This is a genomic window from Burkholderia sp. PU8-34, assembly GCF_053427725.1.
Map to the genome: position 1 here is coordinate 411,909 of NZ_JBSAXC010000003.1, position 10,873 is coordinate 422,781.

Consider the following 10,873-nt stretch of genomic DNA (forward strand, 5'->3'; position numbering starts at 1 on the left):
CGTATGGCGTGTTAGCATCGTGATGCCAACGTTGGCGACCACTTACGGGGTTAATCATGGCGATGAATTCGAAGCAGACGTCGAAGAAGGTTGCAACAACCGCAAGCCAGCAACTGAAAAGCAAGAGTACTGGCACCAAGGCAAAACAGACCGCCGCAAGCGCACTAGCTCAAGCTCCGCTTAAGAAGTCGACAACTAAGACTCGCGGATAACATGATTCGCGGCGGGGGCGACTCGCCCCCGTTTTCACATTCGAACCCACCCCGTCGACATCGAGCGGATCTTCCCGGCCTTGCGCAGTGCCTGCAGGCGGCGATCGACGATTCGCCACGCTACGGGGGCGCCTCTCGTTCGCGGCGAGGTTTCTTCTTTGGCGAGCCGCACGCTTTCTGCGCGAACGTCGCCGGTCTCGATCGCGTTGAAGCGCTTCGGTACGTCGTCGATTGAATTGAGGATCAGGGCGTCGAGCGTTACGTATTTGGTCATTTCGGGTTCCATTTAATGAGGCGGGTGTCGTATCCGAGCATCAGCGGGTGCTTGGGATCGCCTTTCGACGTCAGGCCGAACACCTTCACAGGCTTGCCGGACGCGAACAGCATGTCGGCGATGACGTCGAGTCGCGGCCGCATGCTCTTCGGCAGCTTGTAGCAGTCGCCCCAGCATGGGACGAGCAGGTCGGCGTCCGTGATGATCCGCGCGAGGTGCTCATCATTCTCGGGCCCGATTGGGTCGACGACCGCGACCAGGTCGTGCACGTTCGGCGAGCGCCAGGCGAATGGGTTGCCAGCGATGTATTTGCGTGCGCCCCAGCGGTGCGCAAAGCCTGTCCATTTCAGGTCGGTCTGGTCGCGGACGCTGGCGTCAGCGCGCGACGGGTTCACGCCGAAGAAGGCGACGACGAAGCCGGTCGGCGCAACCTCGCGTTCGAGGCGGTATCGGTAGCCGCAGCAGGGACTGATGATTGCGCTCATGCTACGATTCCCAAAAGGGGACGGCGGAGCTTGCTATGACGAGTTGCATCGTTATCGAGGAAGGCGAATATATCGTGCATTGCACGGCGTTTGAGTGTGCTCCGGGGGTATGGGAGCCTTTGGTCTTGTTCGAGCGCAAGAGTGATCGCGCGCATACGTTCGTGCAGGCGATGAGGCACAAGCTCCCGCAGAAATTTGGCAACTGCGATGAGGCCATTCAAGCTGCGCGCGTGTACGCGGTTGAGCGTGCCCAAGCCGGCGACGTGGGACTCTAGGCTAGCCGACGCAGCGCATTTTCGGCGTCCGTCACCTCGGCGCGCGGGCGGCTGCGGGGCGGCGTAGAGTTCGTGCATGCCTTCGGGCAGCGCATAGGCGACATGCGTGCTCAGTTCCATCGCGTAGCCGCCGTGCTTGACGCGAACGGTCGCGACGGATTTCGCCGCTTCCGCCGCCATAGCGGGCGATTTGCCGAGATAGCACGGGATCGCGTACGGGCGCACCGCCGAAGCAGTCGCGCCACCTTCGTCCAATGCGCGCTGCTTTTGCGCAGCAGTGATGGCCCGATCATCATCGGCCACCCACGCGCCTACGATCGCCCCTTCCGCCCCCGTCTCATTGGCAGATGCGGCGCGTTGCTCGGCGAACGAGACTGCGGCCGACCAGATGGTCGCAAGCTCGGCGGACGATTCGCCTTCCCCTCGACCGGCGAGCGTGAGTGCTTCACGGAACGCCGCCCGCTCGTCCGCCGGCGCGGGTGCGGCAGGTTCTTCGGCGAGAATCTTCCCGTCGTGCACGCCGTTGGTATAGGCGTCAGCGCTGATCTTCGTGATGAGCGTGTCGCCGGAATCCCATTCGTGAGGCAGGCTGCGATACAGCGACTGCGCGCGCTGACGCTGATCGTCGCGAAGCGGCGGCCCGATCAAGCCGTTGATCGGCGCTGCTGCGGGCTGCTCGACAGGGGATGTGGCGAGGAGGGAACGTAGCTTCGCTTTCAGCGCAGCGGGATACAGATAGTTGGTGGGGTCGTCAATGCATGCGAGGGATTCGCTCAGCACGAAGCGAAGCTCATCTGTCAGCGCATCAGCGCGGCTCACGCCCGCGCACACTTTCAGACTCGTCCGATTGTTTCCGGCCGCGTCGGGGGCAACAATGCCTTCGGCGGCTCGTTTAGCCTCGGTCCGCTGTTGGATTGCCTCGCTCGCCTGTACGGGAGCGGGGCTCTTTTCGTTGGTGGTCATGTCAGTTCCCCGGTGCATTACGGCGCAGCCAAGCGCCAAGTTGTGATCGCTGATACCCGATACCGCCCGCGGTCTCGCTTATGTGCACGTCAAGCGGGATCGAGCCACAGGCGCCACGTCGCGCGATCGCCGCAAGCATGACGTGCCGGTACAGCTGGCCGCCGGCAAGCAGAATCTCGTCAGCCGCTGGCCACGCAACGCGATCGAAGCGCGCCAGGTCGTCGATCATTTCGTTGCTGCGCGCCCGGTCCATACGGCGGTCGTAGGGCGAGAGCAACAGGCGCGGGTCTATAAAGCCGTGTTCAGCCGACAGGATCACCACCGCGGGCGGTGTGTCGCCGGCATTGGCGCGGAACGTCTGGTACATCACGCCTCGATACAGGTCGAAGGCGGGTGCAGCATGCGCGCCCTTGGCCGCGCTGCACGCCATGAGAACAAGTGCGCTCATGCGTTACCCGACCACGCGGTGGCGCGTGATGCCAGTGATTCCGGGCGGCAGTGAGCCTTCGGCGTTTTCCGGCTGCATGAAGTCGGATCGCGTCGCGCCGGACGCCTTGATGAAGTCGACTTCAACCTTGGCGCTATCGACCAGGACGCGTGCCACGTCGGCGACAGCCCGCGCGCGGTCGATGTCCATCGGCTCATTGCGATTGCGCAGGTCGGCAAGCGTGTCGAGAAGGTGCTGACGCACCGTGGTGATGTTGTTGCTCATGATTGCTTCTCCTCGGCCTCGCGGGCGATTCGGTTGACCTGGCGCGTGATGGCGCCTTTGAGCTGATACAAGCTCGCAATTTCAGGATCGTTGTTGGTCCAGTGATTGCGACGCGCGAGTTCCGCGCGGTGCACGAGCTCGAGCGCGTCGATCGTGATCTTCTCGATCTCGACCGAGAATCGGCCGGGCAGGAAACAGACGACATAGCCCTTAGGGATCGGACCGTTCGCCTCGATCCAGACCAGACGATGGACGGATTCCCAGCGTCGCACGGGCACAATGGTCGGGTCGTCGGTAATCTTGCGGCGCAGGTAGCCGTCGACCACCTTTTCAGTCCCGAGCGGCACGTAGTTGTGTTGGGCCGCACCGCTCATCTCGCCTTTCTTGAACTGAGTGCGGCGGCAGTTCGGATGCTTCCCGGTTGAGCCTTTGACGCCCTTGTTCCAGGACTCCATTCCCTTCACGAATCGCCCAGCGACGCCGCGATCGTCGTGCCCGGCGCGACCCGACTCGGCGCTCGCGAAAAATTCAGGTGTCTTTTTCAGGCCGAGCTCTGCGGCCTTTGAGTACACCCGGAGCACCTTGCAGCCGAAAAATTCCGCCAACACTTCCGCGCGTTCATTCGGATAGCGCCGGCGAAGTATCTCGATCTGCTCGGGCGTCCAGAAAACCTTCGGGGGCGTGTTCGATCCGGGTTTGCGCTTGGTCATCGCATCCTCAAATCAGAAAAAGAGCGGGCGCTATACAAGCCGCCCACAAGAGAAAGCCACGCATCCGAGGCAACGGAGTTCGCGCGGCTTGGGGGAGGGTGAACGTGCTACGATTTCTCGTAAGGCGTGAGAGCGCTGAACAAAATCAAACATCAATACGAGGATTTTTATGCGCTGGTTTACCTACGAACTGCCACCTGTTGATTTTGGCTGGCAGAACGTGCAGACAGTTGAAGAGACGATAGTCAAAATCGCGGCCGACGACGCAAAAGTGAGGTTGGCAGGTAATGACTTACAAGACCTAGAAGACCACATATCCGTGGACGATTTCCTGTTAGCCTGGGCAAGCGCAAAAGGCGCTGCTGCAGATCACGGCTGGGAGGGGGATTTCCGTCACGATCCGGTGGTATTCTGGGTGCCGACCGAAGACGATTTCTGTTTCGGATTTGCGTTTAAGCAAGACAATAACGGCACGACGTTTGTGGTATCGCCTTGCGAGCTACCGCACTTGAACCGTCGCTGAAGTGCTTAGAGCCCTGCGTGGTCGGTGATGTGGTATGCGCGGCCGTGTTGTCCATTTCAGCGCACATCAACAGATAGGCAGCTGTGGCAACGGCCGCGCCGAACCAGACTCTCACCAAGGCCATGTGAGCACCCCCGCACGGTAGGCAACACAGAGGAACCAGACACAGCCGATAGAGAGGCCGCATGCGGCGGCGACGGCGCTTCCCTTCACGACATACCCATGAACCTGATCGCAAGAGGCGAGCAGGGCGTTATCGCTCGGCACACGTGTTGCAAGAGATCGTCTGTTTTGCGGAAATACAGGCTGTAGGCTGTTCATTGGCCCCTCGAAATAGTTGTTTGGTCTTGTCAGTGCGTGCCTTATGCGCAGAGAACCGGGCGGCCGTGCTGCATTGCCGCCCGTCCTTTCGACCTGCCCGGCTATCGCTCACTCAGAGGATGGCGGTCATCGTCGTGCCGCCGTCGCCGTGCTCGGCGCGAAGCATCAGGGGCGCCCTGTCGAAAAGCTCAGGGCGGAGTTCGCGCAGTGCATTGCCGAAGTTCTTCGGTGCTTCAAAGCCATTGCCGAGCAGTGCGGTCGTTACCGCGAGTTCGGGATCGTCGTCGCCGGGCGTGAAGAACGACGCGAGAATCGGAATCTTGTGTTCCTTGCAGATTGCGATAATCTGCGTCATGAGCGGCGAGATCTGCTCGTCGTAGATCCGTTCCTTGGTGGCGATTGCCATGTGTTTTTCCTCACGTGATAAGGAATGCGAATAAAAGACAATGCTCAACAAACGGCACTGGCGATCAATGCCGTCCGATCAACGCTGTCGAAACTCTCAAGGGTGCGCACTCGGCAGGGTGCTGCTGCGCTGGGTTGATGGATGCGGAGGATTCGCGACCGAGTGCGCGCTCTTGAAGACTGAAAGGAGGTGCGACTGCCTTCTTAACCACAATTCTTCGATGTTTGCCCGCGAAAGCTGGGGGCATAGAAGGAAAGAGACTGCTCTGATATGCTTTGTGCACCGGGCCTGAGAAACCCGGCTGCGGCCGCTCAGCCGCTTAAGGTAAAGCCGACGGAGGGCGTGGCTTGTGAACGTGGATCGCGCCCACGTTAAAAAGCGCAGCTTCATAAGCAACTACCCGAAGAACGCCACGCCGACTGGATGAGACGAACTCCTTAGAGCCATTGTCTCAGTCAGAGCGAGGAGCGATCCTAGGAAGCAACTCGTAAAGCGCCCGGCATGGCGCTATATAAATGCCAACCCTAACCAGTTGGCAGGCCTGCCAGCAAAAACAGGGCTTTTGCCATGTTCGAGCTGACAATCAAGCTGAAACTGAGCTACAAGCAGTTGCACGCAATACTCGCTCTGCTCATGTTCTTTTTTAGCTAAGTAGGTCCCCGCTCCCGAAAGGGAGCGGGCATTTTTCTGATTCCTGACTGCGTTCAAGGAAGGGCGCTACCTTGGTAATGCCATCCGATCAGCGCGGTCCGAATCAGCTTTCATGGGATGGGGCCGGTGCTGTAAATTCCGGCTTCGCTTTCCCTTTCGGTCCGTTCTCCGGCTATCTCGCGAACCGCTATTCAGCGTCGTGACCAATTCCGGCGTCCTCTGGCTTCCTCGCCGCGGCGAGACCACGTCTGTATCAGCAAGGCCCCATCTCATGAAAGCTGCGCGGTGTCGGGCGCTACCCCGTTTCTCGGCTACACCATTGAGCCGGATTGGTGGATGGTTCCTTGCGATAATGGATGTGCCGGACTGAGAGACGGCATCCATTAACAACCGTTACAAGGAACCACCCATGGCAGAAGAAAGCCGCGATAAAGCCCATGAACTACTGTTGCAGCTTGTCGCAAGTAAGTCTGTAAGTGTCCCGAGCGGGTACTCCGCCGAGACCGAAGCCGAGCAAGCGAAGCACGCGATCGATTACCTGTCCGTTCTCTATGCGGGCCTTAAGTCGATGTACGAAGGCGGCGAGAAGTAGCGAGTACGCGGTCCATCTCGAAAGCACTGTGGACCGCTCTCTTGATGAACTCATCGAGGCTTCCCTGATGCTGCTGATGACGAATAATTTCTGTCACGAAATTAGCCACATCGTCCTCGTTGAGAAATTCGAGCTTTCGTTCTTCCATACCAATCTCCTGTAGTAAATCTGCCGATGCGCCTGCACTATGCGCGCATCGGCCATCAGTGCTGAGCGGGAACGCCTCGTCTCACAAAGGAAACCCCATACGGGCTGTTTATAGTCGCGGCGCCAACTTCAGGCGTTCCCGCTCAGGGCTGACGATCGCCGATGCACTCTCATAGAAAGCGCATCGATCATCGCTGCTTCACTCGCGCGCCCGGCTACTCCCAGCTAGGCCGGCTCCGGGGCGCGCGAGGTTTGTGCCGATTACCACGCCATCGGACACGTGTTGCGGGCTGTCTTGCATCAGGTTCACTCGGGTCTTGCACACCGCCACGGTCTTCCGCAGCGTCCGTTCTGATTCACGACGCAGATCACGCCGGCCGGTTGCTCCGCTTGCGCGGTCCCGGCTTGCCTTCGATTGTTAGAGAGCGATCCGCCTGGGCGGTGGCGCAGCGGTCTGTGCTGCGTTGGAGTTGAATATAGCATCGCTACATGTGCTTCGCAATAGCATTGCTTCTTTTTCCCGGGATTGCAGCATGAGCAAAGGGGCGCGGCGCAAAAAAAAGCCCGCTCGGGGCGGGCTGATTTCCTTAACATGTGTGGGGCGTCGAGTGAGCCCATTTGTCGCTATTGCTCGCTCAGTCGGCTTCATGCAGCGCCGTCGCGGGTCATTGCTGCGAGGGTCTCGCCTGTTTTTTGGTTTTTGTGTTCTTCGGCGGCGCCTTCTGCGGCTTCTGTTCTTCCTGCGTCGAGGTTTCCTCGACTACGGGCAGCGGTTCAAACCGCGCCCCAGCATTGGTGACTCGAGAGTTGAACAGATTTTTGCCCGATTCAATCAATCCATCGCAGGGCACGCCTCGTTGGCACCAGAGGTCTGCCCGGATCTCATACGAGTCTCCGTCAATTGGCATTTTCGAAACCGAACCACCTAGGTTGCCAATTCTCAGTGGATTGTAAGTTTCCATTCGGTCGCTGGCGACGTAGCGCACTTTCATAAACGTCACGCGCTGGATCGCGTCTTGAGCCTCAATCCACATGGCTTCACATTGCTTCTGTGACTTACAGACTGGGGTGGGAACTGGAGGTAGAGACGATCGCGCGGTGCTCTGTTGCTGCATTGGAGCGCACCCCGCGAGGATGATTGAGGCGATGATGGGAAGTGATCTAAGTCTCATAGTTCGACATTGACAATGTTAATTGTTGTTAGCACGGGCTTTGCCAATGAGACGCGACGGCGGAAACCGTACGGTCGCACCCCGTAACCCCGAGTCCCCGATTCCAGCGCTTCGCCATTAGCGAACTGCGGAAATCCGGGTCATTAATTATATGGCGATGAAAGCATAAAGACAGGTAAACGTAATGAATCTTTCGCCAAGAGCAGACCATGGAGCCATACGACGTGATCACGATCTTCGGGCGGTGGACGTAGAGGGCTAGGCAGCAGTCGACCTAGAAGAGGCGTTCGCTAGCTTGGCGGCTGTCTGTCGGAGGCCAGTGCCGTTTAAGCTGCGACGAGAGCATCGTTGACGTCAGTGGGTGCGACGCTCTGGAGGGAGGGATTCGAGCAGCATCAGAAATGAAAAGCCCCGCTCGGGGCGGGGCATGAATGCTTGGACGGGAAGGTTAGTCGTCAGTGGCGAACGCGAGAATCTTCTCTTGTTCGTGTTCCTCGGCAACAACTATATTGGAAACTCGCTCAAACTCCTGCTTAACCTCCGCAAATGCGGCTGAGCTCGCGCCAAAGTTGTCTTCGGGGGCGCGCACCGCGAAAAGTGCCTTGCCTCTAAGTTGTCGATCGTGTGTGAGCTTCCTAATCTTTCCAAGCCATTCCCACCCGTGATCGAATACGCGAGTCGGGTCATTCCGACCCAGATCCAGGGGCTTGATCAAGCGAGTCGCGACTCCGTTCTTGTCGACACGGACAAACGGCAACCGCGCTTGATAGTCAGTGCCGAGCACGCGCGCCTGATACAGCTTTTGGAGGTCTGCCGCCTTCAAGATGTTGCGGATGCGTTGCTCGACCTGCCGCTCTTGATAGGCTGGGGTCACAAAAGAGCGGCCTACATAGTGCTCAAAGAATTTGCTCAATGCATCCGCCGGGTCGTCAATCATTGCCGCTCGCGGTGCGTCAGCATAAATGATTGCCTGGCGCGGTTTTACCAGTTCCTCGAAGGCGAAATTCGCAAAATCGGCACTCGGGCCGTTCACGGCACCAATGAAGGCGCGTTCAATCATTTCTCCGACGCGAGCCAACTCCTCGCGGTACGTATCGCGCGCACGGCGATATACGCTCGCGTCAAGCTCATCGAAAAATGCAGTGATTCGACCAACGCGGTCCAGAAGCTTATACCCGTAGTAGCGCGCAGTCGGGCTCATCAAGACTACCCCGACATTAGCGAATTCGCCGGTTTCCGCATATGGCATGAAGCGAATCAACGCATACCTGCATGCGTGTTTCATGGTCGATTCCAAAAGTCAGGTGAATCTATTCTCTCCAACACCTGTTTGACCTCGTCCGGTTGCAAGAGTGCCGGTACACCAGGTGCCGCCTCAAGCCATTCGTCAGGCATTTTGTCGCAGGCGTCGTCGAAGTGGCGGAGCGCTTCTCGCATCCGGCCCTCATAATCTGGCCTCGCCAAGAAGTCTTGGTAGACGAGATTCCAGTCGCCAGAGAACACGTGCCCCTGGAGGAACTGGGCCGCGTCGAACGTGTTGTCGAACGCTAGATTGTAGTCTATGACGACGAGCTCTTGTTGAACCAAGTCCCAGAGAAGGTTCACGTTTCCGCCGCGTGGGGTCAAAGTTCGATCGTCGTTCCGAACCCACCAGTCAAACACAGCCACATCGCGTCGAATGGTATCTGGTACGCGTGCAACATGCGTGAACGGCAGCTCAACTACGTTCTCTCGAGCTACCGAGCCGAAAGCATATCCCGCCCCCAATTCGGGGAAGTCCTGGATGCCAAGGTATCCCAGCTCTTCGGGCACATCCACGATACGAAATTCCGCAATTGGAAGGCCAAAATGCAGCGCCATACTGTTGGCAAGCCACTCGGCGATGAGACTCTTCCGTCCAGCCCCGGCGCCCTTCACGTAGTACAGGCGGTCATCTTCGCCGCGGCAGTAGAACGGAAAAGTACGGCCTTGGACGGAACGGTGAAGGATCTCGCGAATGCGGACCACTTGGCCGTTGATCATCGCCGCTTCTGATAGCGATCACCAGTACGAGCATTCTTGTAATGGCCACCTTTGTGCGACGACCCATGGCCGCCGGCATAGTGGCCGCCACTTGCAAGTGCAAATGTAGGGGCCACGAGGGCTACGCAGAGCACGGCTGTGACGATCTTTTTCATTTTGTGGTCTCTTGGTCGTGGTTTAGAGCCAGCGTTGGCCGCAGAGGGCCGGAACGGGGCTGATCGATTATAGCGGCGCGTGCCGCGCCATGCTTTCAAATTCAGCATCCACTGAGACTGGTTGAAAGCTTCTCGAATCTGGGGCTAAACTACTGTACATCCATCCAGTATTTTGAGAAAAGGACGGGGCTGAAGTGAAGGGAGAAACGAGGGCGAGCGGGCTGCGGTGCAGGCCGGGGGATTTGGCGATCGTGACGAAGTGCGGGGTGCCGGAGCGGATCGGGTTGCTGGTGCGTGTGGTAGGGCGATGTGGCGATGGCCCCCATGACTGGCTGACCGAGATTCAGGGCGCCGGGGTTGTCGCTCGCGGCGTGGTGTCTGGCCTAGTTAGGCAGCAGACACACGCGCTTATGTACGATTGGAACCTAACGCCAATCAAGGGGATGGGGCTTCAACGTCAAACGGGTCATTTGGTCCCGCAGCCCCTGGAATCGACTTGACTAGGGCTGCGATCGCGTCAAACGAAGCAGACGATACGGCCCTTTTATCGGCCGTCGCAATCTCGCCAGCAAGTCGCCGTGCGCTCGGACTCAGTGTCTCTAGCCAGGACGCGTCGCGTTTTGGGGTTTCATGCTTGGCTGGCGGCACCAGGCCGCTCGACCCTAAAAATCGCGCAGCCTCAGCAACCTCCAGTGCGATCCGCGGGCTAATTTCCTCTAGGGGGCAGTTAAAGGCAGCCGCATACTCGACGGCAGCTTTAATGCTCATTGGACGCCTCGCCGTGATGTGCTGATAGATCATCGACGCACCGCCGCTGATGTTGTGTAGACGCGCAAAGCCGGCGCGGTCGATTTCAGCGAACCGCTTTCCTAGTTCCTCGCCTTCCTGCTCAACTGACCAGATGTACATATAGCGATGCTATTCAAGAAACGGTGTAGCATGGCTTGCTTTTTAAATGTAGCGTTGCTACATTTGAGCCATGAACCTATCTGCCTACCTGACCGAACAGAAGCTTACCCAAGCCGCATTTGCCGGTCTGCTGGGTGTTAGCCAGGGCCTCATTTATCAGTGGCTTACTGGACGGCGACCTATCGCTATCGACAAGTGTGTCGCCATTGAGCGTGCCACGGTCGGAGCCGTTACTCGTCGCGACCTTCGCCCCGACGACTGGCAAGAGATCTGGCCGGAGCTCGCTCAACAGAAGGAGGTTGCATGATGGATCTTCCGTTCGACGCCGTTGTGTTCGCCAACGG

14 protein-coding genes are annotated in these 10,873 nt (G+C 58.6%); 3 read left to right on the forward strand and 11 right to left on the reverse strand.

What is annotated here, in order from left to right; translation table 11 throughout:
* Nucleotides 1–246: 246 nt before the first annotated feature.
* The 6 genes from ACV22Z_RS10250 to ACV22Z_RS10275 are packed head-to-tail and all read right to left on the reverse strand — an operon-like array spanning nucleotide 247 to nucleotide 3,631.
* The gene (locus tag ACV22Z_RS10250) at nucleotides 247–486 is read right to left on the reverse strand and encodes a hypothetical protein (protein ID WP_448076180.1); all 240 of its coding nucleotides are present in this window, start codon (nucleotides 484–486) and stop codon (nucleotides 247–249) included.
* A complete protein-coding gene (locus ACV22Z_RS10255) occupies nucleotides 483–971 on the reverse strand; it encodes a DUF1643 domain-containing protein (RefSeq protein ID WP_448076181.1) in 489 nt (162 codons plus the stop codon). Before ACV22Z_RS10255 ends, ACV22Z_RS10250 begins: the two co-directional genes overlap by 4 nt.
* On the reverse strand, nucleotides 968–2,209 hold the full coding sequence (locus tag ACV22Z_RS10260) for a hypothetical protein (protein ID WP_448076182.1): 1,242 nt from the start codon (nucleotides 2,207–2,209) through the stop codon (nucleotides 968–970). Before ACV22Z_RS10260 ends, ACV22Z_RS10255 begins: the two co-directional genes overlap by 4 nt.
* Before the next feature lies 1 nt (nucleotide 2,210).
* Nucleotides 2,211–2,657: a DUF6884 domain-containing protein gene (locus tag ACV22Z_RS10265; RefSeq protein WP_448076183.1), complete on the reverse strand. Its 447-nt coding sequence runs from the start codon at nucleotides 2,655–2,657 to the stop codon at nucleotides 2,211–2,213.
* Nucleotides 2,658–2,660: 3 nt separating this feature from the next.
* Entirely contained in the window at nucleotides 2,661–2,921 is a 261-nt protein-coding gene (locus tag ACV22Z_RS10270; RefSeq protein WP_448076184.1) for a hypothetical protein, read from the reverse strand.
* Nucleotides 2,918–3,631, reverse strand: a complete 714-nt coding sequence (locus tag ACV22Z_RS10275; protein ID WP_448076185.1) for an HNH endonuclease — start codon at nucleotides 3,629–3,631, stop codon at nucleotides 2,918–2,920. The genes ACV22Z_RS10270 and ACV22Z_RS10275 overlap by 4 nt, the downstream gene beginning before the upstream one ends.
* A gap of 169 nt (nucleotides 3,632–3,800) precedes the next feature.
* On the opposite strand from ACV22Z_RS10275, the gene ACV22Z_RS10280 reads away from it, so the two are divergent.
* Nucleotides 3,801–4,154 carry a hypothetical protein gene (locus ACV22Z_RS10280; RefSeq protein ID WP_448076186.1) on the forward strand — a complete coding sequence of 118 codons (354 nt, stop codon included), beginning with the start codon at nucleotides 3,801–3,803 and terminating at the stop codon, nucleotides 4,152–4,154.
* A 433-nt stretch (nucleotides 4,155–4,587) separates the two neighbouring features.
* Here the strand turns inward: ACV22Z_RS10280 and ACV22Z_RS10285 are convergent, their stop codons facing one another.
* On the reverse strand, nucleotides 4,588–4,881 hold the full coding sequence (locus ACV22Z_RS10285; RefSeq protein WP_448076187.1) for a hypothetical protein: 294 nt from the start codon (nucleotides 4,879–4,881) through the stop codon (nucleotides 4,588–4,590).
* A 1,060-nt stretch (nucleotides 4,882–5,941) separates the two neighbouring features.
* Here ACV22Z_RS10285 and ACV22Z_RS10290 point away from each other — a divergent pair.
* Nucleotides 5,942–6,124, forward strand: coding sequence for a hypothetical protein (locus ACV22Z_RS10290; RefSeq protein WP_448076188.1), 183 nt, complete (start codon nucleotides 5,942–5,944; stop codon nucleotides 6,122–6,124).
* Between the two features lie 812 nt (nucleotides 6,125–6,936).
* Here the strand turns inward: ACV22Z_RS10290 and ACV22Z_RS10295 are convergent.
* The 4 genes from ACV22Z_RS10295 to ACV22Z_RS10310 all read right to left on the reverse strand — a co-directional run bounded on the left by ACV22Z_RS10295 (nucleotide 6,937) and on the right by ACV22Z_RS10310 (nucleotide 10,529).
* A complete protein-coding gene (locus tag ACV22Z_RS10295; RefSeq protein WP_448076189.1) occupies nucleotides 6,937–7,305 on the reverse strand; it encodes a hypothetical protein in 369 nt (122 codons plus the stop codon).
* Between the two features lie 586 nt (nucleotides 7,306–7,891).
* A complete protein-coding gene (locus ACV22Z_RS10300) occupies nucleotides 7,892–8,728 on the reverse strand; it encodes a DUF3037 domain-containing protein (protein ID WP_448076190.1) in 837 nt (278 codons plus the stop codon).
* A complete protein-coding gene (locus ACV22Z_RS10305) occupies nucleotides 8,725–9,465 on the reverse strand; it encodes a HipA family kinase (protein ID WP_448076191.1) in 741 nt (246 codons plus the stop codon). Before ACV22Z_RS10305 ends, ACV22Z_RS10300 begins: the two co-directional genes overlap by 4 nt.
* 590 nt (nucleotides 9,466–10,055) lie before the next feature.
* Nucleotides 10,056–10,529: a hypothetical protein gene (locus ACV22Z_RS10310; RefSeq protein WP_448076192.1), complete on the reverse strand. Its 474-nt coding sequence runs from the start codon at nucleotides 10,527–10,529 to the stop codon at nucleotides 10,056–10,058.
* A gap of 70 nt (nucleotides 10,530–10,599) precedes the next feature.
* On the opposite strand from ACV22Z_RS10310, the gene ACV22Z_RS10315 reads away from it, so the two are divergent.
* Nucleotides 10,600–10,836, forward strand: a complete 237-nt coding sequence (locus ACV22Z_RS10315) for a YdaS family helix-turn-helix protein (RefSeq protein ID WP_448076193.1) — start codon at nucleotides 10,600–10,602, stop codon at nucleotides 10,834–10,836.
* Nucleotides 10,837–10,873 lie beyond the last annotated feature (37 nt).